This window comes from Rhizobium etli 8C-3, from assembly GCF_001908375.1.
Classification (GTDB): Bacteria; Pseudomonadota; Alphaproteobacteria; order Rhizobiales; family Rhizobiaceae; genus Rhizobium; species Rhizobium etli_B.
Map to the genome: position 1 here is coordinate 2,902,315 of NZ_CP017241.1, position 26,894 is coordinate 2,929,208.

At 60.7% G+C, this 26,894-nt stretch carries 32 protein-coding genes; 20 read left to right on the forward strand and 12 right to left on the reverse strand.

Annotated elements, in window-relative coordinates:
* Positions 1-15: 15 nt before the first annotated feature.
* Positions 16-579, reverse strand: coding sequence for a TetR/AcrR family transcriptional regulator (locus AM571_RS14535; protein ID WP_074062012.1), 564 nt, complete (start codon positions 577-579; stop codon positions 16-18).
* Between the two features lie 144 nt (positions 580-723).
* Here AM571_RS14535 and AM571_RS14540 point away from each other — a divergent pair, with 144 nt between their 5' ends.
* Positions 724-1,125, forward strand: coding sequence for a group II truncated hemoglobin (locus tag AM571_RS14540; RefSeq protein ID WP_074062013.1), 402 nt, complete (start codon positions 724-726; stop codon positions 1,123-1,125).
* Positions 1,122-1,499 carry a DUF423 domain-containing protein gene (locus AM571_RS14545; RefSeq protein WP_074062014.1) on the forward strand — a complete coding sequence of 126 codons (378 nt, stop codon included), beginning with the start codon at positions 1,122-1,124 and terminating at the stop codon, positions 1,497-1,499. The genes AM571_RS14540 and AM571_RS14545 overlap by 4 nt, the downstream gene beginning before the upstream one ends.
* On the opposite strand, the gene AM571_RS14550 is transcribed toward AM571_RS14545, so the two are convergent.
* The 6 genes from AM571_RS14550 to AM571_RS14575 form a co-directional block, all read right to left on the reverse strand.
* Positions 1,496-1,861 (reverse strand): bleomycin resistance protein, encoded by a 366-nt coding sequence (locus tag AM571_RS14550; RefSeq protein ID WP_074062015.1) that lies wholly within the window; start codon positions 1,859-1,861, stop codon positions 1,496-1,498. The genes AM571_RS14545 and AM571_RS14550 overlap by 4 nt on opposite strands.
* The gene (locus AM571_RS14555) at positions 1,858-2,172 is read right to left on the reverse strand and encodes an antibiotic biosynthesis monooxygenase family protein (protein ID WP_074062016.1); all 315 of its coding nucleotides are present in this window, start codon (positions 2,170-2,172) and stop codon (positions 1,858-1,860) included. The genes AM571_RS14550 and AM571_RS14555 overlap by 4 nt, the downstream gene beginning before the upstream one ends.
* Before the next feature lie 10 nt (positions 2,173-2,182).
* Positions 2,183-2,449, reverse strand: a complete 267-nt coding sequence (locus AM571_RS14560; RefSeq protein ID WP_074062017.1) for a hypothetical protein — start codon at positions 2,447-2,449, stop codon at positions 2,183-2,185.
* Entirely contained in the window at positions 2,446-2,859 is a 414-nt protein-coding gene (locus AM571_RS14565) for a DUF2325 domain-containing protein (RefSeq protein WP_074062018.1), read from the reverse strand. Before AM571_RS14565 ends, AM571_RS14560 begins: the two co-directional genes overlap by 4 nt.
* Positions 2,860-2,968: 109 nt before the next feature.
* Complete coding sequence (locus AM571_RS14570) at positions 2,969-4,249, reverse strand: cell envelope integrity protein TolA (protein WP_074062019.1); 1,281 nt, start codon at positions 4,247-4,249, stop codon at positions 2,969-2,971.
* Between the two features lie 61 nt (positions 4,250-4,310).
* Complete coding sequence (locus AM571_RS14575) at positions 4,311-4,754, reverse strand: hypothetical protein (RefSeq protein WP_074063258.1); 444 nt, start codon at positions 4,752-4,754, stop codon at positions 4,311-4,313.
* A 145-nt stretch (positions 4,755-4,899) separates the two neighbouring features.
* Between AM571_RS14575 and hemP the strand changes: the two genes are divergently transcribed.
* From hemP to AM571_RS14610, 7 genes are all read left to right on the forward strand, one after another.
* Positions 4,900-5,079, forward strand: coding sequence for a hemin uptake protein HemP (gene hemP, locus AM571_RS14580; RefSeq protein WP_074062020.1), 180 nt, complete (start codon positions 4,900-4,902; stop codon positions 5,077-5,079).
* A gap of 9 nt (positions 5,080-5,088) precedes the next feature.
* Positions 5,089-6,141, forward strand: a complete 1,053-nt coding sequence (locus AM571_RS14585; protein ID WP_074062021.1) for a hemin-degrading factor — start codon at positions 5,089-5,091, stop codon at positions 6,139-6,141.
* 13 nt (positions 6,142-6,154) lie between these two features.
* Positions 6,155-7,081, forward strand: a complete 927-nt coding sequence (locus AM571_RS14590; RefSeq protein WP_074062022.1) for a heme/hemin ABC transporter substrate-binding protein — start codon at positions 6,155-6,157, stop codon at positions 7,079-7,081.
* Between the two features lies 1 nt (position 7,082).
* A complete protein-coding gene (locus AM571_RS14595) occupies positions 7,083-8,198 on the forward strand; it encodes a FecCD family ABC transporter permease (protein WP_074062023.1) in 1,116 nt (371 codons plus the stop codon).
* 12 nt (positions 8,199-8,210) lie between these two features.
* Positions 8,211-9,005, forward strand: coding sequence for a heme ABC transporter ATP-binding protein (locus AM571_RS14600; protein ID WP_074062024.1), 795 nt, complete (start codon positions 8,211-8,213; stop codon positions 9,003-9,005).
* A 140-nt stretch (positions 9,006-9,145) separates the two neighbouring features.
* The gene (locus AM571_RS14605) at positions 9,146-9,493 is read left to right on the forward strand and encodes a DUF883 family protein (protein WP_074062025.1); all 348 of its coding nucleotides are present in this window, start codon (positions 9,146-9,148) and stop codon (positions 9,491-9,493) included.
* Positions 9,494-9,502: 9 nt separating this feature from the next.
* Positions 9,503-9,904, forward strand: coding sequence for a hypothetical protein (locus AM571_RS14610; RefSeq protein ID WP_074062026.1), 402 nt, complete (start codon positions 9,503-9,505; stop codon positions 9,902-9,904).
* 388 nt (positions 9,905-10,292) lie between these two features.
* On the opposite strand, the gene AM571_RS14615 is transcribed toward AM571_RS14610, so the two are convergent.
* Positions 10,293-10,847, reverse strand: coding sequence for an RNA polymerase sigma factor (locus tag AM571_RS14615; protein WP_022717008.1), 555 nt, complete (start codon positions 10,845-10,847; stop codon positions 10,293-10,295).
* Between the two features lie 10 nt (positions 10,848-10,857).
* Positions 10,858-11,064, reverse strand: a complete 207-nt coding sequence (locus tag AM571_RS14620) for a NepR family anti-sigma factor (RefSeq protein ID WP_074063259.1) — start codon at positions 11,062-11,064, stop codon at positions 10,858-10,860.
* Between the two features lie 269 nt (positions 11,065-11,333).
* On the opposite strand from AM571_RS14620, the gene AM571_RS14625 reads away from it, so the two are divergent.
* From AM571_RS14625 to preA, 4 genes are all read left to right on the forward strand, one after another.
* Entirely contained in the window at positions 11,334-12,128 is a 795-nt protein-coding gene (locus tag AM571_RS14625) for a response regulator (protein WP_074062027.1), read from the forward strand.
* A gap of 238 nt (positions 12,129-12,366) precedes the next feature.
* Positions 12,367-13,320 (forward strand): sensor histidine kinase, encoded by a 954-nt coding sequence (locus AM571_RS14630; RefSeq protein ID WP_074063260.1) that lies wholly within the window; start codon positions 12,367-12,369, stop codon positions 13,318-13,320.
* 397 nt (positions 13,321-13,717) lie between these two features.
* A complete protein-coding gene (locus AM571_RS14635) occupies positions 13,718-15,079 on the forward strand; it encodes an NAD(P)-dependent oxidoreductase (RefSeq protein ID WP_074062028.1) in 1,362 nt (453 codons plus the stop codon).
* Positions 15,080-15,091: 12 nt separating this feature from the next.
* Positions 15,092-16,405 carry an NAD-dependent dihydropyrimidine dehydrogenase subunit PreA gene (gene preA / locus AM571_RS14640; RefSeq protein ID WP_074062029.1) on the forward strand — a complete coding sequence of 438 codons (1,314 nt, stop codon included), beginning with the start codon at positions 15,092-15,094 and terminating at the stop codon, positions 16,403-16,405.
* A gap of 166 nt (positions 16,406-16,571) precedes the next feature.
* On the opposite strand, the gene ftrA is transcribed toward preA, so the two are convergent.
* A complete protein-coding gene (gene ftrA, locus AM571_RS14645) occupies positions 16,572-17,561 on the reverse strand; it encodes a transcriptional regulator FtrA (RefSeq protein ID WP_074062030.1) in 990 nt (329 codons plus the stop codon).
* A gap of 69 nt (positions 17,562-17,630) precedes the next feature.
* On the opposite strand from ftrA, the gene AM571_RS14650 reads away from it, so the two are divergent.
* Both AM571_RS14650 and AM571_RS14655 read left to right on the forward strand, forming a co-directional pair.
* Positions 17,631-18,047, forward strand: coding sequence for a rhodanese-like domain-containing protein (locus tag AM571_RS14650; protein WP_074062031.1), 417 nt, complete (start codon positions 17,631-17,633; stop codon positions 18,045-18,047).
* Between the two features lie 82 nt (positions 18,048-18,129).
* Positions 18,130-19,182, forward strand: coding sequence for a magnesium and cobalt transport protein CorA (locus tag AM571_RS14655; protein WP_074063261.1), 1,053 nt, complete (start codon positions 18,130-18,132; stop codon positions 19,180-19,182).
* A 42-nt stretch (positions 19,183-19,224) separates the two neighbouring features.
* Here AM571_RS14655 and AM571_RS14660 read toward each other — a convergent pair whose 3' ends face one another.
* Positions 19,225-20,235 (reverse strand): zinc-dependent alcohol dehydrogenase family protein, encoded by a 1,011-nt coding sequence (locus AM571_RS14660; RefSeq protein WP_074062032.1) that lies wholly within the window; start codon positions 20,233-20,235, stop codon positions 19,225-19,227.
* A 102-nt stretch (positions 20,236-20,337) separates the two neighbouring features.
* Here AM571_RS14660 and AM571_RS14665 point away from each other — a divergent pair, with 102 nt between their 5' ends.
* Positions 20,338-21,237, forward strand: coding sequence for a LysR family transcriptional regulator (locus AM571_RS14665; protein WP_074062033.1), 900 nt, complete (start codon positions 20,338-20,340; stop codon positions 21,235-21,237).
* 119 nt (positions 21,238-21,356) lie between these two features.
* Positions 21,357-22,859, forward strand: coding sequence for a GAF domain-containing protein (locus AM571_RS14670; RefSeq protein WP_074062034.1), 1,503 nt, complete (start codon positions 21,357-21,359; stop codon positions 22,857-22,859).
* Between the two features lie 24 nt (positions 22,860-22,883).
* On the opposite strand, the gene AM571_RS14675 is transcribed toward AM571_RS14670, so the two are convergent.
* Positions 22,884-23,528: a TetR family transcriptional regulator C-terminal domain-containing protein gene (locus AM571_RS14675; RefSeq protein ID WP_074062035.1), complete on the reverse strand. Its 645-nt coding sequence runs from the start codon at positions 23,526-23,528 to the stop codon at positions 22,884-22,886.
* A 291-nt stretch (positions 23,529-23,819) separates the two neighbouring features.
* Between AM571_RS14675 and AM571_RS14680 the strand changes: the two genes are divergently transcribed.
* From AM571_RS14680 to hydA, 3 genes are read left to right on the forward strand one after another with little or no spacing between them, the layout of a single operon-like run.
* Entirely contained in the window at positions 23,820-25,073 is a 1,254-nt protein-coding gene (locus tag AM571_RS14680; protein WP_074062036.1) for a Zn-dependent hydrolase, read from the forward strand.
* Positions 25,070-25,345, forward strand: coding sequence for a hypothetical protein (locus AM571_RS14685; RefSeq protein ID WP_074062037.1), 276 nt, complete (start codon positions 25,070-25,072; stop codon positions 25,343-25,345). Before AM571_RS14680 ends, AM571_RS14685 begins: the two co-directional genes overlap by 4 nt.
* A gap of 2 nt (positions 25,346-25,347) precedes the next feature.
* Entirely contained in the window at positions 25,348-26,802 is a 1,455-nt protein-coding gene (gene hydA, locus AM571_RS14690; protein WP_074062038.1) for a dihydropyrimidinase, read from the forward strand.
* Positions 26,803-26,894 lie beyond the last annotated feature (92 nt).

The following is a 26,894-nucleotide window of genomic DNA, read 5'->3' on the forward strand; positions in this document are numbered from 1 at the left end:
CTGTCCTTTGAAAAATTAGCGCTTGGTAAGTTCAGTAAGCCGGCCAATCAGCGCGCTGCGTTCGGCAGTACCGATCAAGTGGCTCTCGGTCGCGTCGGCAAGCCAGAGACCATCGGCAGCAAAGCGCACGATCTGAGCGTCGATCGACGAGTCGGTGCCGACATATTCGTCGGCCCGCTTCCGTACCCATTCCCGCCAACGCTGGCGCAGTCGCGGCTCGGCCAGCATTGCAATCGTCACCTGCGTCCAGTGACGGGAGTCATCCGTCCTTTTCTTGATGTCGGCGCATACGAAAAGATAGGCGCGCGTGAAGCGCCCGTGCGACACCGGATCGGCCCGCATCAGTTCCTCGAGCTCTTGATCGAAACGTTCGAGCAGACTGTCGAACAACGCATCCAGCAGCGCATTCTTGGTCGGGAAATGGTGCAGCAAGCCGCCCTTGCTGATGCCCGATGCGCCGGAGACGGCATCAAGCGTCACGGACGCCATGCCCTGCTCCGTCGCAAGGCGTGCGGCGACATCCAGCAATTGCCGGCGCACGAGAACGGGCTGTTTCTTGCGATGATGAGCAGTTGACATGTTGTCCTAAAAATACCGTCTGGACGGTTTTGTCAATCAGAATCTGCGTTCTGACCCTGCTGGGTGAAATGCCGCGGACCGTCGCAACCGGTTGCGATCAGGGCAGTGGAAGTGCATTAAGAAGCGGAGTTCAGGAGGCGGAATTTGATGGAAGAGGCAATCACGCTTTATCAGGCGATCGGCGGAGATCTCACGGTGAGGGCGCTGACGCAGCGTTTCTACGAGCTGATGGACTCGCTGCCCGAAGCAAGGCGCGTCCGCGCGGTCCATCCGCCAAGTCTCGAAGGCAGCGCGGAGAAATTTTACGAATATCTGACCGGCTACCTCGGCGGTCCGCCACTGTATACCGACAAACGCGGCCACCCGCGACTGCGCAGCCGCCATTTCGCCGCCGCGATCGGCCCGGTCGAGCGTGACGAGTGGCTGCTCTGCTTTCGACGTGCAATGGACGAGACGATTGTTAACGAGAAGCTGCGTGAGATCATCTGGCCGCCGATCAAACGGCTGGCGTTTCACATGCAGAACAGGGAGCAGGTCCAACCATGATCTCGAACACGCGTGCCGCACCGCTATTCTTCGTCTTTGCCGGTCTCTTCGGCGCGGCAGGCGTGGCACTTGCAGCCGTAGCGGCGCACGGCGGCGGTGAAGCCGCGCTCGCAGCCTCCGCCTCCGCAATGTGCCTGGCACATGCCCCTGCCCTGCTCGGTCTGGCAATCGGTCTTGAGAAGATCAAAACCGCCCGTCTGGCCGGTTTTCTGATCATCGGTGGCACACTGCTCTTTGCCGGCGATCTCGTGATGGTGCGTTTTACGGGGATCGGGCTATTCCCCTTTGCCGCGCCAGCTGGCGGCTGGGCAATGATGCTCGGCTGGCTGGCGATCGCCGCCGGCGGCCTGATGCGCAGCAAACCACAAGCTTAGCGCTGCGGCACGCGGCCGAAGCGCAGCAAGTTGCCGTGCGGATCATGGATGTAGAATTCCTCCATGTTCCAGGGCCGCACTTGCATATCCGTCAGATGCCTTACGCCCCTTGCGCTATATTCCGCGTGGAGGGCCGCAATGCGTCCGCCGCGCAGATAGATCGACGTCTTCTCCGGCAGGCTGGCATCGTTGGTGCGCCAGAAATGCAGCTCCATCTGGTCGCGCCTCACGATCAGATAATCAGGCGTTTGGTGCACGATCTGCGCAAAGCCGAGTTCGTCACGATAAAAGGCAAGCGTCTCGTCGATATCGAGCGAGGGCAGGACCGGCAGAACTTCGATACGGTCCGGATCGCCGCTCATATGCCGTCCACGACATTGAAACCTTCGAATACCGGCGGCCCCTTGTACATGACCTTATGGTTACCCGCATTGCGGTGCGCCGTGCGGAAATTCTCGGATTTCGTCCAGTTCTGGAAATCCTCTTCGCTCTGCCAGAGCGTGTGCGAGGAGAAAAGCGTATAGCCCTCCTCGGCATCCGTCGTGCCTCGCAGCAGGCGGAACTCGACGAAGCCGGGCACCTGCGCAAGACTGGAGTCGCGGTTGCGCCAGACGTTTTCGAAATCCGCCTCGGCGCCAGTTGCGACCTTGAAGCGGTTCATCGCAATATACATCGCCAGTTCCTCACACCTTCTTGCCGTCCGCGCGGGCGTGCGGGAAAGCAACGACATTATTGCCGTTTGCCGCCTCGCGGCCAAGCGCTGCATCGGTCTTTTCTCCGGGCATGCGCGCTTCCCAGACAGGAAACTCCATCACGTTCGCATAAAGCTGCTGGCGCTCGGCATTTTTCACGAGGAGATCGTAGAGCTCGGGCACGAGGCCGTCGCCGTTCTGGGCGGCGAGCTTGTGCAGGCCGATCATCATGAGCCCTTCAGGGCGTTGGTCTTTCATCGGGAATTGTCTCGTTCGTTCATGGTCTGCAGCGCACGCTCCAGGCTTGATTTGCTACCATTTCGCAGGGGAATGAAGGCCTTGCCGAACTTCTTGCAACCGGTCTTCACCCGCAGGCAGGCATCGTGGCTGATACAGTCGATAGGGCAGAACACGCAGTCGACGGAGGGCAGAACCGTATCGATCCGTGAGACCGCCTCTCGCAGTCCGCCGTCATGATGGATCAGTTCGGCGCCGAAGCTGCTCGCGATCTGGCGCAGATGGGCCACCTGGCAATCGCGGCCGCCGACATAGAGGAAACTGCGGCCATCCAGTCTCGATCCACCGGAAGATTGCTGCGTCGTCTGCGCTGCCACATCCGCGTTCACGCGGATTTCCCGGTTAGATCCCTTCCTAGCCTTCCGAGCCATTTATCACCCGTTCGCTCGTTAATCGTCACACGATTCTAACGTGTGCGAACGGACCTTATTAAACCTGAGTTTTACAGTAAAGTATAAAGTTGACAGGTTTTGTCATATTTTACTGCCGGCCCGAGATCTGCACGTCCTGCGTGAAGGTCCAGACCGGCTTGCCCCATTCAGAAGGCAGCGGCGGGAATGGCGAGGCACGGCGGACACCGGCCACAACTGCTTGATCCAGCTCGGGAATTCCCGAGCTACGCGCGACGGAAACAGACGTCAGCGAACCGTCGCCCCCGATCGTCAGGCGCACTCGGACACTTATCGCAGCGCTCATCCGCTTATATTCCGTGGGCACCTTGACGGTGCGGCGAATGCGCGACTGCACCTTGCCGGGGTAATTTGCAACGGCTGCACTTCCGGCACCGCCCGAGCTTCCGGCACTGCGCGAATTGTGGCTGGAGGCTGCCGTCTCGCTTCCATCGCTGGCCCCTCGCCTGGAATCCTGCTTGTTCTCGCCTTGAGAGCCGGCAACCTTCTTTTCCGTCTTCTTGGGCGGCTCCTTCTTTTCCACCGGCGCCGGCTTTTCAGCCTTCGGTTTGACTGTCGGTGCCGGTGCCTTTTCCGGCTGCACCGGCTCCGGCAGCGCTTCGGCGGCCTCGACCGGCTCGACGGGCTTCAATTCCTCCGGTGCATGCGTGGCCATCGGCTGGACGAGCGAGGTCTCAGCGGGAACGTTCGACGTCAGCACCTCAGGCTCTTCCGCGGTCACAGTCTGCGGGGAGACCCGCGTAACCTCCTGGACTGGCTCTACAGCCTCTGCCTGCGTCGGCTGCACCCTTTCCGGTGGAACCTCCGCCGGCTGGACTTCTGTCGGCTGAACCGTCTTCGGTTGCACCATCTCTGCAACCACGACTTCCGGCTGCGGCTCGACCTGCAGATCCGGATCGCCGGCAGAGGCCTGGTCGGCTTCCGAATCGCCTAGAATGACGACACTCACTGCCTCGCCTGCTTCCTCCTCCGGGTCGTGTGGCGTCACGGCCAAGCCCATTGCCAGAGCCGTGACGAGGATGGCATGAAAGGCAAACGAGGTCAGGCAGGCGGTGGCTACGCGTCGCTTGCTCGGCTTCGGCTCGCTTGCCTGCTTTTCAAGGGCATCATGGTCCATCGGCGGCACGTCTGCCGCTCCTGTTTTGCGAGCCTGCGGATGTTCCGGAAAGGATTCGATGAGCGAGTGGCGCGCATAGTGGATGACGGCTTCTGCGGCGGGCTGGCGCTGCGCATGGCGCAGCTCGGGCAGTTCATGCCCGGGATGGATGCCCGGCATATTGTCGTTCAAGCCGTCAGCGTCCTGCTCCACGATGAAATCGTGTCGCAACCTGGATTTCGCTGGAATTGCCATATGCCTGCCCCGGCCCGGTTTGAAACTGAAGCCCGCCGGAGAGCGCCCCGGCGCAAATTGCTCACCCCTCGAAGGGAACGCTAATCTGCGAACGGGTAACGAGACCTTTCATGCATTCGCCCGCTGCCGGGCCATCGCAGACCGGCGTATCGTTGATGAGAATGCGGGTCACGGCCTCGCACTTCAAATTCGGCATGTCGAACTGCCGCACGCGCTTCTTGCCCTGCGGCAGATCGCGAAAGTCGAGCACGGTGATCTTGTCGACGGTGTTCTTGTCGTTGAAGAAGGCAAGTTCGAACGAGATCTTGTTGACGGGTGCTGCAAGTTTGTTGAGCGCCACGAAGGTCATCATGCAGCCCTTCTGCGAGGGCGTCAGCGCATTCAACTCGACTTCGAGGGGATTTGCAGGGGCGGTTGCGGCGCCGCCTTGCGCATAAGCGGAGCAAAGACTTCCGGCCGCCATCAATCCGCCTGCCAAAAGTGCTGCAAATCTGCCCGCCGCCATCATCGCTTCTCCACTGATTTTTCAGAACTTGAGTGTGAAACTCTTCTATTGCGTGTTTAAAAAATGATGACTATGAAAGTCAAGTTAATTGTATCGTGGCCGGAGGAAAACAACCCCCGGCACCAGCGGAAAATTGCCAACCGATATGATGGTTGAGAAGCCAGACACCTTTAAGCATGCGCCTCTCCCGCGGGAGGCAGCCGAAATTCGCACCATCGAAAGCGCGGACATTTTCCGCGGTGCGAACGAGATCGTGATCCGGCATGGTGGCGTGGTCTACCGCATGAAAATTACCCGGCAGGGCAAACTCATTCTCAATAAGTAAGGGTAGCAGATGACTGATGAGACCAGACCGGCGCCGGCCGAAATTCGCGCGTTCCGCGCCGAAAATCCGCAGATGCGCGAGCGCGATATCGCATCGCGGCTAAACATTTCCGAAGCGGCCCTCGTCGCCGCCGAAGTCGGCATTTCCGCAACTCGCATCGACGCCAGCGCGCTGAAGCTTCTCGAGCGCGTGGCCGAACTCGGCGAAGTCATGGCGCTGTCGCGCAATGAAAGTGCCGTCCACGAAAAAATCGGCATCTTCGAAAACATCAAGATGGGCATGCAAAGCGCAATCGTGCTTGGCGAAAACATCGACCTTCGCATCTTCCCGACCCGCTGGGCCCATGGCTTTGCCGTCACGAAGAAGATCGGCGACGACGAACGCCTCAGCCTGCAGTATTTCGACAAGGCTGGCAAAGCGGTTCACAAGGTGCATCTGCGTCCGAACTCGAACGTCGAGGCCTACCGCTCGATCATCGCTGATCTGAAGCTGGACGACCAGTCGCAGGAAATCGTCGAGGCCGAAATCTCCGCTTCAGAGGATGAATCGGGCGACGTCGACCGCGACGAATTGCGCGCCAACTGGAGCAAGCTCACAGACACGCATGAATTCTTCGGCATGTTGAAGCGCCTGAAAATCGGCCGCCAGGCCGCGCTGCGCACGGTCGGCGACGATTACGCCTGGAAGCTCGACAACATGGCGACGGCAGAGATGATGAACGCCTGCGTCAGGGCCGGTCTGCCGATCATGTGCTTTGTCGCGAATAACGGCATCGTGCAGATCCATTCCGGCCCGATCTTTACCGTTCAGGCCATGGGACCTTGGATCAACATCATGGATCCGACCTTTCACCTGCATCTCCGCCAGGACCACATCGCCGAGACCTGGGCCGTGCGCAAGCCTACCAAGGATGGCCATGTCACCTCTCTGGAAGCCTATGACGCCAACGGCGAAATGATCATCCAGTTCTTCGGCAAGCGGAAGGAAGGTTTCGACGAGCGTACCGATTGGCGCGAGATCATCGAAAGCCTGCCGAAGGCCGGAACGAGCATCGCAGCGTAAGGGAGTGGGAACGATGAGAATAGCTTCGAACTTGAGCCGCCTCCGGCTTTGCGAACTGGCACTGACCGCAGCCGTCATGGCGCTGCCTTTGCTGGCCGCCACAACGGCGGGAAATAGCTTTATCCGGGCGGCGCGGGCCGAGGAACCGAAAAAGATAGACACCTCGCGTCTTGTCGCCGTCGGCGGCGACGTGACCGAAATCGTCTATGCGCTTGGCGAAGAAGGCCGCCTCATCGCCCGCGATTCCACCAGCACCTATCCCGACGCGGCCTTGAAGCTGCCGGACGTGGGCTATATGCGGGCTCTCTCTCCGGAAGGCATCCTTGCCGTCAACCCGACCGCGATCATCGCGGTGGAAGGATCCGGTCCGCCTGAAGCGCTGACCGTCCTGAAGAACGCCAGCGTGCCGTTCGAGACGGTTCCAAATAGCTATGATCGGGCCGGCATCCTGACGAAGATAAACAAGATCGGCACGTTGCTTGCAGTGTCCGACAAGGCCAAGGCGCTGGAAACCAAGGTCGGCGCCGATCTGGATGCCGCGATTGCCGAGGCCGGCAAGCGGCCGGAAGCGGAACGCAAGCGCGTGCTTTTCATCCTCAGCACGCAGGGCGGCAAGATCATGGCCTCCGGCGCGGACACGGCGGCTGATGGCATTATCAAGCTCGCGGGTGCCATCAATGCCGTCGGCACCTTCTCAGGCTACAAACCGGTGACCGATGAGGCTATCGTCGAGGCAAAGCCCGACGTGATCCTGATGATGAACCGTCAGGGCAGTCACGCGGCCGCCAACGACGACCTCTTCAAGCAGCCGGCGCTCGCCCTGACCCCCGCGGCCCGGAAGCAGGCGGTCATCCGCATGGATGGCCTGCATCTTTTGGGCTTCGGTCCGCGCACGGCAGGCGCCGTCCGCGAATTGAACGCAGCCATCTACGGGGGCTAAGATGGCTCTGCTGGCCGCCATGACGGGACGGAAACGATCGCTTCTTTCGATAGCGGCGTTTCGCGAGCACCGCCGGGCAGGCGATCGGCGCCGCCTGGCGGTCTTCGTGATTGGCCTGCTCGTGGTGGGTTCCGCCTTGTCGCTGCTGTTTTCGGTGACCACCGGCGCGTCGGATGCCTCGATTGTCGACGTGATTGCAAACGTGGCAGGTTCGCAGGCGGCGCTGACCACGCGCGACCGGATCATCATCTTTGACATCCGGATGCCTAGGGCGATCCTCGGCTTTCTCGTCGGCGGCTCGCTCGCCGTCTCCGGCGCCGTGATGCAGGGACTGTTCCGCAATCCGCTTGCCGATCCCGGCCTCGTCGGCGTGTCGTCCGGAGCAAGCTTCGGCGCTGTCGTGATGATCGTGCTCGGCGGAACGATCGCCCTGCCATTATTTGCGCTTCTCGGAATCTATGCCCTGCCGGTTTCAGCTTTCGGCGGCGGCCTTGTCACGACGGTGCTGCTTTACCGGATCGCAACGACCAATGGCCAGACCTCTGTCGCCACGATGCTGCTGGCTGGAATCGCGCTCGGAGCGCTCACCGGTGCGATGACAGGGCTGCTGACCTATATCGCCAACGACCAGCAGCTTCGCGATCTCACTTTCTGGTCCATGGGCTCGCTCGCAGGCGCAACTTGGGTGAAGATCGCCGCCGCCGCGCCGATCATTCTGGCATCTTTCGCAATCCTGCCCTTCATGGCGCGCGGACTGAATGCCATAACCCTTGGCGAGGCGGCAGCATTTCATATGGGCGTTTCGGTTCAGCGGCTGAAGAATATCGCGATCGTAACCGTTGCCGCGGCAACCGGCGCGTCGGTTGCCGTCAGCGGCGGAATAGGTTTTGTCGGCATAGTCGTGCCGCATCTGCTTCGCATGATCATCGGGCCCGACCATCGCTATCTGCTGCCGGCCTCCGCTCTTCTCGGCGGCTCGCTCTTGATCTTCGCCGACGTTCTGGCGCGCACCATCGTCGCGCCCGCCGAATTGCCAATCGGCATCATCACGGCTGCCGTCGGCGGACCTTTCTTCCTGTGGATATTGTTGCGGCAGCGCTCGCGGCTTGCGCTCTAAAAGTGAATTTCGATGATCGAACTTTCCGGCATCTCGGTCCGCCTGTCGGGCAAGACTATCGTGCATGACGTCAGCTTTACGGCGAAGGCCGGCCAATTGACGGCGATCGCCGGACCGAACGGCTCCGGCAAGACGACCACAATGAAGGCGATCTCAGGCGAGCTTTCGTGCGACGGATGCGTGCGCATCAACGGCGAGGAGGTCAAGACGATGGAACCCTGGCAGCTGGCTGCCATTCGCGGCGTGCTTCCGCAGGCAAGCGCCATTTCCTTTCCGTTCACGGTGCGCGAGGTCGTGCGCATGGGACTGACGACGGGGCTGAACCTGCACCCCGAACGGGCCGAGCAGATCGCGGCGCGGGCGCTCGCCGCCGTCGACCTTGGAGGCTTCGAAGGCCGATTTTACCAGGAGCTTTCGGGCGGCGAGCAGCAACGCGTCCAGCTCGCGCGCGTGCTGTGCCAGATCTGCGAGCCGGTCGTGAAGGGAAAACCCTGCTGGCTGCTGCTCGATGAGCCGGTATCCAGCCTCGACATAAGCCATCAGCTGACGATCATGAGCCTTGCACGAAAATTTTGCGACGCAGGCGGCGGCGTGATCGCGGTCATGCACGATCTTAACCTGACTGCTCTTTTCGCCGACCAGATCGTACTTATGAGAGCCGGGGGACTAAGCGCTGCCGGCAGCGTCAGCGACGTGCTCACGGACGAGCGCATGCAATCTGTATTCGGATGCCCGCTGCGCATCAATCAGGTTCCGACGGACGGAACGCCCTTTGTCCTGGCTCACAGCGCGCTGGCCGGCCGCTAACGGCCGGAACTTTTGATTGGCAAGCGCGTTGTCGTGTCGATGATTTGGATCAATGCCGGGCGATACTACTTATTGCAATGATCGGTGCTGACGTTTGAAACCGGCGCGACTTTGCGCGCGCCCATGCCAAGGAGAGCATCATGGCTTCCATCCTCCCGTCCATCCGCGGCCGGCGCCATGGCAACGGTACGCTTCACGACATCGAATCCACGATCGAGGATCAGATCGAAAGCCTGCGCGACGAAATCGCGAGCCTGACGAAACTGGTTGCGAAAGATTCGCGGCGACGCGGCGAGAAGCTCCGCTATCAGGCGGCCGCCGGCTATGACGAACTCCTCGGCCGCAGCGAAGACCTGCTTCACGATCTGCAGGAGAGCTATCTGCGCGGCGCAAACGAAGTTCGCCATACGGTACGCAGGCATCCGATCGCAACGATCGGTGCGGCGGCCGCCTTCGGCCTCGTGCTCGCGCTCCTCGCACGCCGTTAAGGAGGATCGATGCTCTTGCCGATCCTCAGCCTTTTGATAGGAAACAGTTTCCAAAGGACCGTTGCGCGAACCAAGCGCAACGGTATTTTCATTGTGCTCGCCGCCATCTTCCTTCTGACGGCCTATGTACTTGTGGTGACAGCCGGAACAATCTGGCTCGCGGGCATCTACGGAGCAGTGGGTGCTGCCCTCTTTCTTGCGGCATGCGCGCTGCTGATCGGCATCGTCGTGCTGATCATCATGACGATGATGAATGCACGGGAAGCGCGTCGAGCGCAGGAGCGCCGCCTGGCGATCGAGTCGCTGGCAGCCGTCGGCATCGGCCTTGTGCGTTCACAGCCGCTTTTGACGGCAGGAGTGCTTGCCGCGCTGGTTGCAACTAACCTGATGGGCTCCAAGCGCCGCGATTAGCAATGGTGACCTCCAGCCAGTCTGGAAGTCCCATTGTTGGGACCAACCGGCCGCTTCGGCCAAACGTCGTCCCACTGGTTGTCCATAGAGTGCACGCCAAGGCCAGGCGCGTGCCGACGGAGATGGCCAGCCCGAACAAAGGCTGGCCCATACCCGTTCGTGGCTACCTGAATATTTGCCTCGGGTCGCCCGAGATTGCAACGGCAATCCGTGCCCGCAAGCCGCACTCACCTCCAGCGATACCGGTCATGAGAACAGCTGGTGACCATCAATCTGGGCAGCAGCACCACCGGCATTGCTGACCAGTTTTCAGGGCGAGCCTTCAGCTTCTGCACAACGAAAACCGACGCCCTGAGGCAGCCGGCTTTCCTCCCATTCAACACATGGATCAGAAGGCGAAGGCTTTCGATGTTAGCGGCGCGGATGTCGAATCCGGGCCGAAATCCGCTTCGCCGGAAATCTGCAGCAGTTCCTGGAGCCGTTGGCGCGCACGGTTGACGCGGCTCTTGATGGTGCCGACGGCGCATCCGCAGATCTCCGCGGCCTCTTCGTAGGAGAAGCCCGATGCGCCGACGAGAATAATCGCCTCGCGCTGGTCTGGCGGCAGTTGATCAAGCGCCTTCTTGAAATCCTGCAGGTCGAGGGCGCCGTACTGCGCCGGATGCATCGCCATGGATTCGGTGAAAAGGCCGTCGCTATCCTGGATCTCGCGGCCGCTCTTGCGCATCTGGCTATAAAGTTCGTTGCGCAGGATCGTGAAAAGCCAGGCCTTCATGTTGGTGCCCATTTCGAAGTGATCCTGCTTTGCCCAGGCCTTCATGATGGTGTCCTGCACCAAGTCGTCGGCGCGATCGTGCCGGCCGATCAGCGAAATCGCGAATGCACGCAGACTCGGCAATGCCGCCAGCAGTTCGCGTTTGAAGCTTGGTTTAGCCTTATCCATCAGCTCGCCCTTAATCGGCCAGTTTGGCCGAAGCCAACATCTCAGCCTGGTCCAGCTTCTCGAGCAGGTCGAGAAAACGATCGGGGATTGCCTCGTCCTGCGCGGCGGCATAAAGGGACCGCAGTTTGACGCCGATTTGGTTGTTTGGATCGAGGATATCGCTTGCGCGCGTTTCGAGCCGCTGCTGATTCTGTTCTTCTGTCTGCTGCTTTTTCATCAACTCGTCGCTTCTTGCCGTTGTCTTTGTCTGAATGGACGATACGTTTGCGCTGCGGCTTGATATGCCAACAGCACCTTCCGCCGCCCGAGGCGGTTGGTGCTGAAATACTTGCCGTTTATCGAGTCTCAAAATCGCGGTACGCCCTTCATTCGTCGCCAGCATAATGCAAGGCTGTGAAAAAAGTTCCGCATATACTGGAACTTTTTTAATAGCGCGACGTTTCCACTGCATTAGAGCCAGTTATGGCCTACGGACGGGAGTTTTTAATGACACTTTCTACTCGAATTGCGCCGCATCTTCCTTATTTGCGTCGCTATTCCCGCGCGCTGACCGGCACCCAGACTTCAGGTGATGCTTACGTTGCCGCTGTTTTGGAAGCGATCATCGCCGATATTTCGATTTTCCCGGATACCGAGAACGACCGCGTCGCGCTCTACAAACTGTTCACGAAACTGTTTGGTTCCACCGCCATCCAGATTCCCGAGCCGGCATCGCCTTACGCCTGGGAACAGCGAGCGACCGTAAACCTCGGCAAGGTCTCGCCGCTTGCCCGCCAGGCCTTTATCCTCGCGTCGGTCGAGAATTTCCGCGTCGGCGAAATCGCCGACATCCTCGAGACCGATGACCAGGAAGTGATGAGCCTGCTCGACAAGGCCTCGCAGGAGATCTCCCGCCAGGTGGCCACCGATATCATGATCATCGAAGACGAGCCCCTGATCGCGATGGATATCGAACAGATGGTCGAAAGCCTCGGCCATAAGGTTACCGGAATCGCCCGCACCCATTCAGAGGCCGTGGCTCTTTACAACAAGACCAAACCGAACATGGTCCTTGCCGATATCCAGCTTGCCGACGGCAGCTCCGGCATCGACGCCGTGAACGACATTTTGAAGACATCAAGCGTGCCCGTGATTTTCATCACCGCTTTTCCAGAGCGCCTATTGACAGGCGAGCGGCCGGAACCGACGTTCCTGGTCACCAAGCCATTCAATCCAGACATGGTCAAGGCTTTGATCAGCCAGGCGCTATTCTTCAATGAATCCACCAAGGTCGCGGCATGAAGCAGAACCGTCAAAGCGACGGAACAAAGGCAATAGCGAGGCGTTCCCAGCTAGCTGGGGCGCTCCGGCAACAGCTTTAACTGTTTCTCCAACGCTTGGTCATAAAATGACCAGCGGGGTTCCTGAAATGGCAACCTCTTTCCAGCTGAACAAGAAGGATCGAAGGAAAGGCGGCCTGGTGAATACGACAGAACCATTAACCGGCAAGCCCTTCGCGCTGGAGGGCAAGTCCGCGATGATGGAGCGGGCGCTGAGTAGCGCTGGAATTTCTATTCTCTTCCAGGATTCGACGCTGACACTTTCCTACGCCGAAAATCTTCCCCGCCATTTCGCCGAATTGTTTTTCGCCGGCGGCAGCGACAGCGACCTCTTCGGCAAGGCGCATGGCGATTATCTGAGGACCCTGAAGTTCAAGGTGCTCGAAACCGGGGCGGCGACCAATGCAGAGATCGATATGGACGTGGATGGCGAGGTCCGGACCTACGAACTCAAAGTACAGCGCATCAACAACGGCGGCTCCCTCGGCATTCTTTCGGTCATTTCCGAAGTCACCGAGATGCGGCACCGTGAAAAGGTGCTGAAATCGCTTCTGCGCGAACTGTCGCACCGCTCCAAGAACCTGCTGGCGATCATTCAGGGCATCGCGACGCAGACGGCCCGCAATACGCTGTCGCTCGACAGCTTCCTTGCAAAGTTCCGCGGCCGCCTTCAATCGCTTTCCAACTCGCAGGATCTCATTACGGATTCGAGCTGGCGCGGCGCCTATCTCTTCGACCTTGCGCAAAAGCAGTTCGCACCCTATTGGCCGGAAACGGCAGGCTCAATGCCGATCTTCGGCATCAACGCGCATATGACCCCGAATGCCGCCGTACATCTCGGATTGGCGCTTCATGAGCTCATCGTCAATTCGGCCTCCTATGGAGCAATTGCCGGCGGCGGCTCCTCGATCACGCTGAACTGCAAGGAAGCCAGGCACAACGACAAGAAAGCGATCGAGATCGCCTGGGTGGAAATCCTTCCGAACCGGACAGAGGTTCACGAGTTCAGCGAAAACAGCTTCGGCAAGACCGTGCTGGAACGCGTCGTTCCCTCCTCTATGAACGGCAAGGCGGAACTCCGGCTCGTCCCTGGCCGTATAGAATATTACCTGCAGATCCCCGAGACGGAATTTGAAATCCTAAAGCGTCCCTGAGCTTCGCAGCGCCGGGCCTCAACAAAAAACAGCCAGTGCGAGGGCGGCGCACTGGCTGTTTTCACTCATCGGGAGGGGACCGTGAGTAGTCCGGATGATGGGTTGGGGGCGCGCATGTTGGGTCGATGCGATCATCATCCGGATGCCGCATTAACGACCGCGTGGACCTTTGGTTCCGCAAGGTTCGGAAAAAAATTGAATTTTTATGAATATTTTTGGCAAGGTGCGAATGCCATCCTTCATCGAGAAGGCTCGGACGCACCCTACGCTGCGAACTGATGTAATAAAGACAGAGACTTATGCGGATACAAAGTTCAAAATTTTACCGTTTGATAAATTTTTTATCCTGAGTTACGCTTTCCCTCACTAGCCGTTTACCAATAATGAGGGAACTTCAATGGAACGACTGGAAACTGGGATTCATTCCGGCCGGCTCTCGGGCGCCGAGTATGAAACTAACTTTTCCGATCTGCATCCGCGCCTCGACAATCATGAGGCGCTGGTCGCCGCCGACCGTTGCTATTTTTGCTATGATGCGCCGTGCATGACGGCCTGTCCCACCTCCATCGACATCCCGCTGTTCATCCGCCAGATCGCAACCGGCAACCCGATAGGTTCGGCCAAGACGATCTTTGACCAGAACATCCTGGGTGGCATGTGCGCCCGCGTCTGTCCCACCGAAGAGCTCTGCGAACAGGCCTGCGTGCGCAACACCGCAGAGGAGAAGCCCGTCGAGATCGGCCGCCTTCAGCGTTACGCCACTGATATGGCCATTCAGGCTGACAGGCAGTTTTATGAACGCGCTGCCTCGACCGGCAAGAGGATCGCAATTATTGGCGCCGGACCGGCCGGCCTTGCCGCCGCTCACCGTCTTGCGGTGAAGGGCCACGACGTCGTCATCTATGACAGCAGGTCGAAATCCGGAGGCCTGAACGAATATGGCATCGCCACCTACAAAACAGTCGACGGCTTTGCCCAGAAGGAAGTGGATTACGTGCTGTCGGTCGGCGGTATCGAAGTCCGCCACGGCCAGCAGCTTGGCCATGATTTCTCGCTTGCCGATCTGCAGTCCCAGTACGACGCCGTCTTCCTCGGCATCGGCCTTGCCGGTGTCAATGCCTTGCGCGTCGATGGTGAGAACCTGCCGGGTGTCGAAGACGCGGTCGATTTCATCGCCGGTCTGCGTCAAGCGGCGAACAAGGCCGATGTTGCCATCGGCCGCCGTGTCGTCGTTCTCGGCGGCGGGATGACCGCTATCGATGCGGCCGTTCAGGCAAAACTGCTAGGCGCCGAAGAAGTGACGATTTGCTACCGCCGGGGCAAGGAGCATATGAACGCCTCGGAGTTCGAGCAGGACCTCGCAACGTCAAAGGGTGTCATCATCCGCCACTGGCTGGCGCCGAAGTCCATCCTGTCGCAGGACGGCAAGGTCGCCGCGATCGAGGTGGAATATACCAGGCTCGTCGACGGGCGTCTCGTCACCACCGGCGAAACCGGCGTCATCGCCGCCGATCAAATCTTCAAGGCGATCGGCCAGACCTTTGAAGCATCCGGTCTTGGTTCGCTGCGCATGGAATCGGGACGGATCGCAATCGACGGCGAAGGCCGCACCTCGCTCGACGGCGTCTGGGCGGGAGGCGACTGCGTCTTCGGCGGCGATGACCTGACCGTATCTGCCGTCGCGCATGGCCGTGATGCTGCCGAATCCATCAACCGTGTGCTTGCTGCCGGTGCGCAGCCAGCCGCCGCCGTCGCGTGAGGAGAATGAACAATGGCTGATCTCCGCAACAATTTCGTCGGCATCAAGTCGCCCAACCCGTTCTGGCTCGCCTCTGCGCCGCCGACCGACAAGGCATATAACGTCGAGCGCGCCTTCAAGGCGGGCTGGGGCGGCGTCGTCTGGAAGACGCTGGGCGAAGAAGGCCCGCCCGTCGTCAACGTCAACGGCCCGCGCTACGGCGCGATCTGGGGAGCCGACCGCCGCCTGCTGGGTCTCAACAATATCGAGCTGATTACCGACCGCGACCTTTACACCAACCTGCGCGAAATGAAGCAGGTGAAGATGAACTGGCCGGACCGCGCCCTGATCGCCTCGATCATGGTTCCTTGCGAGGAAGATGCCTGGAAGGCGATCCTGCCGCTCGTGGAGGAGACCGGCGCCGACGGCATCGAACTCAATTTCGGCTGTCCTCACGGCATGTCCGAGCGCGGCATGGGCTCCGCGGTCGGGCAGGTGCCGGAATACATCGAGATGGTCGTGCGCTGGTGCAAGCAGTATACCCGCATGCCGGTCATCACCAAGCTGACGCCGAACATCACCGACATCCGCAAGCCGGCACGTGCCGCCAGGGCCGGCGGTACGGACGCCGTCTCTCTGATCAACACGATCAACTCGATCACCGCGGTCAATCTCGACACATTTTCTCCTGAACCGTCGATCGATGGCCGCGGCAGCCATGGCGGCTATTGCGGCCCGGCGGTGAAGCCGATTGCGCTCAACATGGTGGCCGAGATCGCCCGCGATCCGGAAACATACGGCCTGCCGATCTCCGGTATCGGCGGCGTGACCACCTGGCGCGATGCTGCCGAGTTCCTGGCGCTCGGCGCCGGCAACGTGCAGGTCTGCACCGCGGCCATGACCTATGGCTTCAAGATCGTGCAGGAGATGATCACCGGACTCTCCGACTGGATGGACGCCAAGGGCCACAGGTCGCTCGACGATATCACCGGCCGCGCCGTTGCAAACGTATCCGACTGGCAGTATCTGAACCTCAACTATGTCGCCAAGGCGAAGATCGACCAGGATGCCTGCATCAAATGCGGCCGTTGTCACATCGCCTGCGAGGACACCTCGCATCAGGCAATCACGCAGTTCGTCAACGGCATGCGCCACTTCGAGGTGATGGAAGAGGAATGCGTTGGCTGCAATCTTTGCGTCAACGTCTGCCCGGTCGAAAACTGCATCACCATGGAGGCCCTGCCCGCCGGTACGCTTGACAAGCGCACGGGCCGCCTGGTCGATCCGAATTACGCCAACTGGACGACCCACCCGAACAATCCGATGGCAAGACAGGCGGCAGAGTAAAAGACGGCAGCGGCCCCAAGCCTGCGGCAATGCCCTCATCCGGCTGCCGCTCTTTCCTCTCAGACGGTGAAGTATGCCGTTTGGGCTCGACCTTGAGGATGATGCGCCCCTCTTCCCGCAGGTTAGGGGCATCGATTTGGCGCGATCCGCGCAACAAAAGACCGCACTACACCCCGAACGACTTCCTGTAGGCGCTCGGGCTTGTCCCAAGCCGCTTGCGGAAATGATGCCGCATCGTCGCCAGCGTGCCGAAGCCGCTGGCGACGGCGATGTCGTCAAGCGATGCGGCGACTTCCCTTTCCAGGAGATCGCGGGCCCGGCGAAGCCGCTCTTTGAGCAGCCAGTTGCCGACGCTGAGGCCCGTCGTCTTTTCGAAGCGGCGCTGAAAGGTGCGCAAGCTCATGCCCGCTCTTTGCGCCAGCAGGCTGATCGACTGCTCCTCGTCCAGTCGCTCGCGCATCCATTCAAGCAGTGGTCCGAGCCGCATTCCCTCCCGCTCTTCGAGCACGGGGGCGCTGATGAATTGCGCCTGCCCCCCTTCGCGATGCGGCGGAAGCACCAGACGTCGCGCCACACTGTTTGCGGCCTCTGCACCAAAATCACCGCGCACGACGTGCAAGCAGAGATCTATGCCGGCCGCACTGCCCGCGGCCGTCAGGATGCTGCCCTCGTCCATGTAGAGAACATTCGCATCGAACGCAGTTTGCCGATAGCGCGCTGCGAGCGCGGCGACATAGCGCCAATGCGTCGTCGCGCGCCGGCCGCTCAAAAGACCGGACGCGGCAAGCACGGCAACGCCGGAGCAGAGCGACATGATACGGGCGCCGCGCTCATGAGCCTGACGCAGTGCATCGATCAACGGCTCCGGCACCGGTGCATCGATCGACCGCCAGCCCGGCACGACGATGAGATCGGCTTCGGCCAGAACCTCCAGGCCGCGATCGACCAAAACAGTCAATCCGCCCGCAGCACGCAGCGGCCCCGGCTCGACGCCGCAGACCGAATAATGATACCAGCCCTCGCCCATTTCCGGACGCGGAAGGCCGAAGACTTCGTAGGCAATGCCGAATTCGAAAGTGCATAGCCCGTCATAGGCAAGCACGACGACACGGGGACGTCTGAGTGAATTTGGCATGATCTTTACGCTAACCGTCATTAAAGCCAATTTCACCATGCCATAACATCGGCGATGGTCGGCTGCAACTCGAACCCAGAAAGCATACCGATGCCAAGCCCCGTCAGCGATATACCCGCCGCTTCTCCGGAAGAGACCGCCGCCTACTACGCCCGCAAGCTCGCCTTCGAGACGGACTGCTGGGACGTCCAGGCCTCCATTTCCTCGGGCAAGGCCGATTTCGTCCTGATCGACGTTCGGTCCCCGGCGCTCTTTTCCTCATCGCATCTGCCGGGGGCGATCAACCTGCCCCACGGAAAGATGACCGCCCACCGCATGTCGCAGTGGCCGGCCGATACGCTCTTCGTCGTCTATTGCGCCGGGCCCCATTGCAACGGAACCGACAAGGCGGCGCTGCGCCTGGCGCGGCTCGGCCTCTCCGTCAAGGTCATGATCGGCGGCATGACCGGCTGGGCTGACGAGGGCTTCGCCTTTGCCGGTGGTGAAGCCGCAATGGCCGCGCAGTGACGGACCTCCTTTAACGCCGATGCACATTTCGCAAAATGGGGCTATGGTTCCTTGCGTGCCGCAGTGGGAGGAACAGGTGGTTTTGGAGCGAAACGAAAATCTGAACAGCACCTCCCCTCGCGGGAAAGCCGGCGCAGTTGCGCCGGCATCGTCGCCCTCTGCTCGTGCGGGTGTCGTGGCAGCTGCCGTTTACCAGCAGGGACAGCGCATCCGCGATATCCGCATAGAAGAGGCCGGCGAATGGCGAAGGCACGACAATGCAGTCGTCTGGATCGGCTTGCACGAGCCGGACGAGATGCTGCTGCACCAGGTGCAGGCCGAGTTCAATCTCCACCCACTGGCGATCGAGGATGCCGCCCAGCCGCATCAGCGCCCGAAGCTGGAAATTTACGGCGACGCCATGTTCATCGTTGCCCGTACCGCCCACATGAAGGACGGCGAAATCGTCTTCGGCGAAACCCATCTTTTCGTCGGCCGGGGCTATGTCGTTTCCGTGCGCCACGGCGCGTCGTCCTCTTACCTTTCGGTGCGGCAGCGGTGCGAGGCGACGCCGGCGGCGCTCGCTCATGGGGAGAACTACATTCTCTATTCCATCCTCGACTTCATCGTCGACAACTACATGCCGGTGATCGAAGTCGTGCAGGAGGAGGTCGAGACGCTCGAAGACCTGATGTTGCGCGAGCAGCTTACGAAAGTTGACATCGAGCGCCTCTACCTGCTGCGGCGTAAGCTTTTGCGGCTGCGCAATGCGGTCGTACCGCTCGTGGACGTCTGTCGCCGCTATGAGCATATCGACCTTCCGGGTATGGACTCGACGCTTCAATCGCTGTTTCGCGACGTCACCGACCATGTGCGCCGGGTGCAGGAGGATATCGACGCGCTGCGTGAAGTCCTCGCCTTCGCCTTTGAAGCCAGCGTGATGATCGGCCAGACCGAACAGACGGCGATTGCCCGAAAGCTCGCCTCCTGGGCGGCGATCCTTGCTGTTCCGACGGCGATCGCCGGTATCTACGGGATGAATTTCAATGAAATGCCGGAACTGAACTTCCGGTACGGCTATTTCATCGTGCTGGGCGTGATCGCAACCCTGTGCGTGACACTCTTCGCCTTGTTCCGCCGGGCGAAGTGGCTGTAGCCGCCGCTTCCGCCAGAATACTCTGACGGGAGCAGATCCCGCTCAAAAACCGATGACGATCTTTCCGAAGGGGCCGCGATCGAGGTGTTGAAGGGCCTGCGGCAGTTCGTCGAAGCTGTAGCGCTTGTCGATCACCGGCTTCAGGCTGGTGCGATCGACGGCGCGGACAAGGTCCTCCAGCGCGCGGCGGTCTCCCACACTAAGGCCTTGTACCGTCGGCGATTTCAATAGCAACGATTGCATCGGCGCAGATAGCTCGAAGCCGTCCATGACACCGATCACCGAAATCCGGCCGTTAACCGCCACAGCCTTTAGGGACTGGCCGAAATTGGCGCCGGCTGCGATCTCAAAAATATGGTCGGCGCCGTAATCCTGCGTCAGTTCGAGGACCCTTTCGGCCCAATTCTCCCTGCCGATCGCATGATCGGCGCCGAGAGCACGGGCGCGCTCGAGCTTTTCGGCATTTGCCGAGGTGATGATGACTTCGGCACCGTGCACCTTGGCAAGTTGAAGACCGAAGAGCGCTACCCCTCCGGTTCCCTGAATGAGCACCTTGTCGCCGGCCTTCAGCCTGCCGAGTTCGACAAGGGCAAACCACGCCGTCAGACCGGCGCACGGCAGCGTGCTCGCTTCAACGGCATCGAGCGTCTTGGGCGCGTGAACGAACCAGTCCTCGCAAAAGGTCACATACTGGCAGATCACGCCCGGATAATATCCGCCGAGTGTCTTGTAGGGCGGGTGGCGGGCATCGCCGAGGCCTGGCCCGTTGATGCGCCCAGGATGAAAGGTCGTGATGACGCGGTCGCCCGGCTTGAATCGCGTGACTCCGGGACCGACAGCTTCGACCACGCCGGCAAGGTCGGATCCCGGAACGAACGGAAACTGCAGCGGCAGACCCATGCCGGTTTCGAGCACCAGCTTGTCGCGATAGTTCAGCGATACCGCCTCGGCACGGACCAGAACCTTGTTGCCGGTCGCTTCTTCGACAGCCGCTTCACGCACCATCAGGTTCGTCGGTCCGACTTCGTCGATCGCCCATTGCTTTGCCAACATTCTTCTCACTCCATTCGGTTGACTGAGCCGAAGCATATCGTTGAAATTTAAGCGACAGTTGCGTTATTAATTCCACAAACTGTTTCTCTAAAGGATACAATCATGGAACAGCTCAAAGGCATATCGGTGTTTGTCGAGGTCGCGGAAGCTGGCGGTTTTTCCAAGGCCGCCGAGCGCCTTCATTTGACGCGCTCAGCCGTGGGAAAGACGATCGCACGGCTGGAACAGAGGCTTGGCGTGCGCCTGTTTCACCGCACGACCAGAGCGCAGAGCCTGACGGAGGAAGGCCAGTTCTTTTACGAGCACTGTTTGCGGGCAGTGGAGGAGATCACGCGTGGCGAAGCGCTTCTGGAAAGCGGCAAGCGGGAGGTGCGGGGGCGCCTGCGCATCACAATGCCGGTTCTTTTCGGGCGCCAGTGTGTGGCACCGATACTCATCAAACTGCTCGACGAACATCCGCATCTCGAACTTGATCTTTCCTTCAACGACCGCATCGTCGATCTGGTCGACGACGGTTTCGACCTTGCCGTGCGCAACGGCCCTCTCGGGGATTATCCCGGCCTGATGGTGCGCGTCATCGCGAAGCAGCGCATGACTGTTTGCGCCTCTCCGGGCTACCTCGAACGCTGCGGCATCCCAAGCAAGCTCGAGGACCTCGAGGTCCATCATGGCATCGTCTATGGGAGGCAGGATCGAAACCGCACCTGGATATTCCCGACAAACGCCGAACCCCTGCGGCAGGTATTGCCGCGATCGCGGCTGCGGCTCGACGATCTTGCCACAATCGCCGACGCCGCGGCACAAGGCGTCGGCCTTGCCTGGCTACCATGCTGGCTCGTGCGGGATCGCGTTGCATCCGGCGAGCTTCGTCGGGTCTTGACGGATATTCCGGCTGTCGCCTTTGACGCCAATGTCGTCTGGGTAAAGTCGCCTGCAATGCAGCCGAAGGTTCGGCTCGTGATCGACACCTTGGCCGCAAAGCTGCCGGGTCTCATGAGTTAGCGAAAAAAGTCCTGGAACCCTCTGAATTTTGGTGGATTCTCTGGAAAGTGTGCGTCTGCGCCGTATATCCCTTTCCTTGTCACGCCCAAATGGGTATCGGAACCGGAGTCTCCTGTCTCGTGAGCAAAGCCTGCAATGGTGCCGAACTGACGAATTGCGACGGGGGAGTTGTCCTTCAACATGCCGCCATCCAGCCCTTCGGTTTCCTGCTTGCAGCTTCCCCCGACTGGAAAATCGTGCGCGCGTCGGCCAATCTGGAAGAGTTTCTGGGCGTGAGCTGCGAACACGCGCTTCGCCAGCCACTCTCCGGCATCATCATGCCCAGGACGCTGCACGCGATCCGCAACCGACTGACCGTCATCCGAGGTCCGGTCATGTTCGAGCGGCTGTCCGGCATCGCCTTTGCCGAAGGCGGCCCCATTTTCGACGTGGCTCTTTACTGCACCGAAGCTGGGATCGTCATCGAGGCCGAGCCGTCGCAGCGCGAGGGCCATGGCGGCCCGACGCTGTCGATGCCCGCAATGATGGCGCGCATCGACCAGGCGCCGGGTCTGGAGGCCTTTTTCCGCGAGAGCGCCCGGCAAGCGCGCGCCATTACCGGCTTCGACCGCGTGATGGTCTGCCGCTTCGATGACGAAGGGTCCGGCGAAATCGTGGCGGAAGCCGCGAGATCAGGGATAGGGTCCCTGCTTGGCCTTCACTTTCCGCCCACCGACATTGCGGCCCAGGAGCGCACCTTCCATGCCCGCAATCTCTTCCGCATCATCCCTGACGTCGATGCCGCACCGGTTCCGGTCGTGCCGGAACTCGACGAGCACGGCCGGGCGATCGATCTTTCCTTATCGATCTTGCGTTCGGTTCCGTCGGGCCACACCGACTATTTGAAGGATATGGGTGTCGCCGCCTCGTTTTCGGTTCCGATCGTCGTGGATGGCAGGCTCTGGGGCCTGTTTGCCTGCCATCATTATGCTGCCCGCCTGCTTTCCGTCGAACGGCGCTTGACGGCCGAACTCTTCGCCCGGATGTTCGCCTCGCGGCTCGAAACCCGGCTGTGCCGGCTGGCGCTGGAATTCGAAAACGGGGCGCGAAAGATCGTCGAGCGGCTGTTGGGCGCCGTTGTGGAAAATACCGCTCTGCCCCATGATCCGGCCTGGCTGGCCGAAGCGCTCGCCGGCGCTGTTCCCGCAGATGGCATCGGCGTCTGGATCGGCGGGCGCACGGCGCTGACAGGGCTCGCTCCCTCTCAGCAGAAATTCTCTGCGCTGATCGATAGGCTGAACGGCATGGCATCCGGCCATGTATTCGTGACCGATCGTGTTGCCGAACTCTGGCCCGAGGCGGAACCGAATGGCGACGTCGCCGGAGTGATGGCCATTGCGACCTCGCAGCCGCCGCGTGATTACATCGTGTTCTTCCGCCAGGAAATCCTGGGAAGCGTGCATTGGGCTTCGTCAGGGCCAGCAGAGCACGACGCCGACAGCCAAGCCCTTGCACCCCACAAGAGCTTCCAGGCATGGTCTGAGCTGATGCGCGGACGATCGCTGCCTTTTTCCGCGGCCGAACGCCATGTCGCGGAGACCATCCGCGTGACGCTCGAAGCCATTCGCCGCCTAACCCGGTAAACAGCCGCATCACTGACGAGACGGTCAGGCCGGGCGAACGATCAGTCCGCCGATGAAGAGCTGCTCGAGGAAGCGCGCAGCATCCTCGAAGCGCCCTGCCCCGGCATGCTCCTGTCCGAGCACGGCGCGCACCTGGACGTCGAAGTCGGCATAATGCTGCGTTGTCGACCAGATCGAAAAGATCAGATGGTAGGGGTCGCATTTGGCGATCTTGCCGGCCTTCGCCCAGGCGCGGATGACCTCGGCCTTCTCATCGACGAGCTGCTTCAGCGGACCCTTCAGCTCGTCTTCGATATGCGGCGCGCCCTGCAGCACCTCGTTTGCAAACAGCCGGCTTTCGCGAGGAAAGTCGCGCGCCAATTCCAGCTTGCGGCGAATATAGCTGCGGATTTCGGTTTCCGGATTGCCCTCGGCATCGAAGGCGCGAAGCGGCTCAAGCCAGGTATAGAGCACCCGGTCGATCAGCGCCCGGTGCATCGCCTCCTTGGTACGGAAGTAATAGAGCAGGTTCGGCTTCGACATGCCGGCCACCTCCGCGATCTGGTCGATCGTCGAGCCGCGGAAACCCCTGGCGGAAAACACATCGAGCGCAGCTTCCAGAATCTGCTCTTCCTTTTCCTCCTGGATCCGCGTGCGCCGCTGGGTCTTCGCTGCTCTCGGAATGGCCATCTGGCTCTCGTTTCCCCTTGAAATTCAATTGTTTCTGTCAAACGGCCCCTCTGCCGTCCTTTTGAGCAACTCCCTGCAATTTTGTCTGAATTTTTCCTGATTTTCGTCTTGAGCCCGGCGCGGGAAGCTGTAATGTTTACCAATCGGTCAAATTATCTGTCAGATGCAAACCAAAGGCAACTGGCGATTTTCCGGCGCAACAAAACAAACAAGCGCGCGGGAATTGACGATGGGAACGGACGGCGCATGTTCTTTGCATGACCCGTAAAAAAACAGGTGAGGATATCAGACATGGTGGCAGCACCAGGCGAGAATATGCGCGTCAACGGAGACCGTCTCTGGGACAGTCTGATGGAGATGGCAAAGATCGGCCCCGGAATTGCCGGAGGCAATAACCGCCAGACGCTGACGGACTCCGATGCCGAGGGCCGCAGCCTGTTCCGCACTTGGTGTGAATCTGCAGGCCTTTCCGTCGGCGTCGACAAAATGGGCACGATGTTTGCAACTCGTCCAGGCACGGATCCCGATGCGCTCCCCGTTTATGTCGGCTCGCATCTCGATACCCAGCCGACCGGCGGCAAATATGATGGCGTGCTCGGCGTGCTCGGCGCGCTCGAAGTCGTCCGCACATTGAACGACCTCGGCATCAGGACGAAGCACCCGATCGTCGTCACCAACTGGACCAATGAGGAAGGGGCCCGTTTCGCCCCGGCCATGCTTGCCTCCGGCGTCTTCGCCGGCGTTCACACGCTTGACTATGCCTATGGCCGCAAGGATCCCGAGGGCAAGACGTTCGGCGACGAGCTGAAGCGCATTGGCTGGCTCGGCGACGAAGAAGTCGGCGCGCGCAAGATGCACGCCTATTTCGAGTATCACATCGAGCAGGGTCCGATCCTCGAGGCCGAGGAGAAGCAGATCGGTGTCGTTACCCACTGTCAGGGCCTCTGGTGGCTGGAATTCACGCTGACCGGCAGGGAGGCCCATACCGGCTCGACGCCGATGAACATGCGCGTCAATGCCGGGCTTGCCATGGCGCGCATTTTCGAGATGGTACAAGAGGTCGCCATGAGCGAGCAGCCGGGCGCTGTCGGCGGCGTCGGCCAGGTGTTCTTCTCGCCGAACTCGCGCAACGTGCTGCCTGGCAAGGTGATCTTCACCGTCGACATCCGCTCGCCCGACAAGGAAAAGCTCGACCGCATGCGCGCCAAGATCGAGGCCGAAGCGCCGAAGATCGCCGATGCGCTTGGCGTCGGCTGTTCGATCGAGGCGATCGGCCATTTCGAACCGGTGACCTTCGATCCGAAGCTTGTCACTGCCGTGCGCGATGCCGCCGAAAGGCTCGGCTACAGCCACATGAACCTCATCTCCGGGGCCGGCCACGACGCCTGCTGGGCTGCCAAGGTCGCGCCGACGACGATGATCATGTGCCCCTGCGTCGGCGGCTTGTCGCACAACGAGGCGGAGGAAATTTCCAAGGAATGGGCGACCGCCGGTGCGGACGTGCTGTTCCATGCCGTGGCCGAGACGGCGGAGATCGTCCGATGACGGCCGATCCGGATGCCGATCTGAACACCATGACGCACAGGCAACTGCTTTCGGCAGCGCGCGCCATGCGTCATGCGATCCGCACCCACCGGGATACGTCCATGCACGCGCTCTGTTGGCATCACCCCGACATGTGGGCGCTTCTACCGGATTCACCTGCCGGTGGCCAGATCGTGCCGGATTGGCCCCAGTTCATGCGCGGCTGCATCCGCTACCGCCAGTCATTGGATAAACAGCTTGCGCAGGCACCGCGCAGCGCCAGGGAGTTTTGAGAATGAGCACAGTCATCAAGGGCGGAACCATCGTCACGGCCGACCTCACCTATACGGCGGATGTGAAGATCGAAGGCGGCAGGATCGTCGAGATCGGCCCTAACCTTTCGGCCAATGAGACGCTGGATGCCTCCGGCTGCTTCGTGATGCCGGGCGGCATCGACCCGCACACGCATCTCGAGATGCCGTTCATGGGCACCTACTCCTCCGACGATTTCGAAAGCGGCACCCGCGCGGCCCTTTCCGGCGGCACGACGATGGTGGTCGACTTCGCCCTGCCCTCGCCTGGCCAGTCGCTACTTGAAGCGCTGACGATGTGGGATAACAAATCGACCCGCGCCAACTGCGACTATTCCTTCCATATGGCGATCACCTGGTGGAGCGAGCAGGTCTTCAATGAAATGAAGGCCGTCGTCCAGGACAAGGGCATCAACACCTTCAAGCATTTCATGGCCTACAAGGGTGCGCTGATGGTGGACGACGACGAGATGTATTCCTCCTTCCGGCGCTGCGCCGAACTCGGCGCGCTGCCGCTGGTCCACGCCGAAAACGGCGACGTTGTCGCGCAATTGCAGGCAAAGCTCATGGCCGAAGGCAACAACGGCCCGGAAGCCCACGCCTATTCCCGGCCGCCGGAAGTAGAAGGCGAGGCGACCAATCGCGCCATCATGATTGCCGACATGGCCGGCTGCCCGGTCTACATCGTCCACACCTCCTGCGAACAGGCGCATGAAGCGATCCGCCGCGCCCGCCAGAAAGGCATCCGCGCCTATGGCGAACCGCTCATCCAGCACCTGACGCTCGACGAGACGGAATATTTCAACAAGGACTGGGATCACGCCGCCCGCCGTGTCATGTCACCGCCCTTCCGCAACAAGCAGCATCAAGATAGCCTCTGGGCCGGCCTTGCCTCCGGCTCGCTGCAGGTCGTCGCCACCGACCATTGCGCTTTTACGACCGACCAGAAGCGTTTCGGCGTCGGCGACTTCACCAAGATCCCGAACGGCACCGGCGGCCTTGAAGACCGCATGCCGATGCTCTGGACCTATGGCATCAATACCGGCCGGCTGACGATGAACGAATTCGTGGCCGTGACCTCGACGAACATCGCCAAGATCCTCAACATCTATCCGAAGAAGGGCGCAATCCTCGTTGGTGCCGACGCCGATCTCGTCGTCTGGGACCCGAAGCGCGCAAAGACCATCACCGCGAAAAACCAGCAGTCGGCGATCGACTACAACGTCTTCGAAGGCAAGCAGGTCACCGGACTGCCGCGATTTACTCTGACGCGCGGCGTCGTTGCCATTGAAGAAGACACGATCAAGACCCGCCAGGGTCATGGCGAGTTCATCAAGCGCCAACCGGTCACCGCCGTCAGCAAGGCGCTGTCGACCTGGAAGGAAGTCACCGCGCCGCGCAAGGTCGAGCGCACCGGCATTCCGGCAAGCGGCGTGTGATCGGAAGGGATGTCGAGCGTGCGAAATACCCCCTTCTGCCTTTTTGTGAGATCTCCTCCACCAAAAGGAAGATCGGGACGACGCGGCTGCCA

Coding starts and splice junctions, on each gene's coding strand:
- AM571_RS14535 (WP_074062012.1), bottom strand. CDS start 579: ATGTCAACTGCTCATCATCGCAAGAAACAGCCCGTTCTCGTGCGCCGG.
- AM571_RS14545 (WP_074062014.1), top strand. CDS start 1,122: ATGATCTCGAACACGCGTGCCGCACCGCTATTCTTCGTCTTTGCCGGT.
- AM571_RS14550 (WP_074062015.1), bottom strand. CDS start 1,861: ATGAGCGGCGATCCGGACCGTATCGAAGTTCTGCCGGTCCTGCCCTCG.
- AM571_RS14555 (WP_074062016.1), bottom strand. CDS start 2,172: ATGTATATTGCGATGAACCGCTTCAAGGTCGCAACTGGCGCCGAGGCG.
- AM571_RS14560 (WP_074062017.1), bottom strand. CDS start 2,449: ATGAAAGACCAACGCCCTGAAGGGCTCATGATGATCGGCCTGCACAAG.
- AM571_RS14565 (WP_074062018.1), bottom strand. CDS start 2,859: ATGGCTCGGAAGGCTAGGAAGGGATCTAACCGGGAAATCCGCGTGAAC.
- AM571_RS14570 (WP_074062019.1), bottom strand. CDS start 4,249: ATGGCAATTCCAGCGAAATCCAGGTTGCGACACGATTTCATCGTGGAG.
- AM571_RS14575 (WP_074063258.1), bottom strand. CDS start 4,754: ATGGCGGCGGGCAGATTTGCAGCACTTTTGGCAGGCGGATTGATGGCG.
- hemP (WP_074062020.1), top strand. CDS start 4,900: ATGATGGTTGAGAAGCCAGACACCTTTAAGCATGCGCCTCTCCCGCGG.
- AM571_RS14585 (WP_074062021.1), top strand. CDS start 5,089: ATGACTGATGAGACCAGACCGGCGCCGGCCGAAATTCGCGCGTTCCGC.
- AM571_RS14590 (WP_074062022.1), top strand. CDS start 6,155: ATGAGAATAGCTTCGAACTTGAGCCGCCTCCGGCTTTGCGAACTGGCA.
- AM571_RS14595 (WP_074062023.1), top strand. CDS start 7,083: ATGGCTCTGCTGGCCGCCATGACGGGACGGAAACGATCGCTTCTTTCG.
- AM571_RS14600 (WP_074062024.1), top strand. CDS start 8,211: ATGATCGAACTTTCCGGCATCTCGGTCCGCCTGTCGGGCAAGACTATC.
- AM571_RS14605 (WP_074062025.1), top strand. CDS start 9,146: ATGGCTTCCATCCTCCCGTCCATCCGCGGCCGGCGCCATGGCAACGGT.
- AM571_RS14610 (WP_074062026.1), top strand. CDS start 9,503: ATGCTCTTGCCGATCCTCAGCCTTTTGATAGGAAACAGTTTCCAAAGG.
- AM571_RS14615 (WP_022717008.1), bottom strand. CDS start 10,847: ATGGATAAGGCTAAACCAAGCTTCAAACGCGAACTGCTGGCGGCATTG.
- AM571_RS14620 (WP_074063259.1), bottom strand. CDS start 11,064: ATGAAAAAGCAGCAGACAGAAGAACAGAATCAGCAGCGGCTCGAAACG.
- AM571_RS14625 (WP_074062027.1), top strand. CDS start 11,334: ATGACACTTTCTACTCGAATTGCGCCGCATCTTCCTTATTTGCGTCGC.
- AM571_RS14630 (WP_074063260.1), top strand. CDS start 12,367: ATGGAGCGGGCGCTGAGTAGCGCTGGAATTTCTATTCTCTTCCAGGAT.
- AM571_RS14635 (WP_074062028.1), top strand. CDS start 13,718: ATGGAACGACTGGAAACTGGGATTCATTCCGGCCGGCTCTCGGGCGCC.
- preA (WP_074062029.1), top strand. CDS start 15,092: ATGGCTGATCTCCGCAACAATTTCGTCGGCATCAAGTCGCCCAACCCG.
- ftrA (WP_074062030.1), bottom strand. CDS start 17,561: ATGACGGTTAGCGTAAAGATCATGCCAAATTCACTCAGACGTCCCCGT.
- AM571_RS14650 (WP_074062031.1), top strand. CDS start 17,631: ATGCCAAGCCCCGTCAGCGATATACCCGCCGCTTCTCCGGAAGAGACC.
- AM571_RS14660 (WP_074062032.1), bottom strand. CDS start 20,235: ATGTTGGCAAAGCAATGGGCGATCGACGAAGTCGGACCGACGAACCTG.
- AM571_RS14665 (WP_074062033.1), top strand. CDS start 20,338: ATGGAACAGCTCAAAGGCATATCGGTGTTTGTCGAGGTCGCGGAAGCT.
- AM571_RS14675 (WP_074062035.1), bottom strand. CDS start 23,528: ATGGCCATTCCGAGAGCAGCGAAGACCCAGCGGCGCACGCGGATCCAG.
- AM571_RS14680 (WP_074062036.1), top strand. CDS start 23,820: ATGGTGGCAGCACCAGGCGAGAATATGCGCGTCAACGGAGACCGTCTC.
- AM571_RS14685 (WP_074062037.1), top strand. CDS start 25,070: ATGACGGCCGATCCGGATGCCGATCTGAACACCATGACGCACAGGCAA.
- hydA (WP_074062038.1), top strand. CDS start 25,348: ATGAGCACAGTCATCAAGGGCGGAACCATCGTCACGGCCGACCTCACC.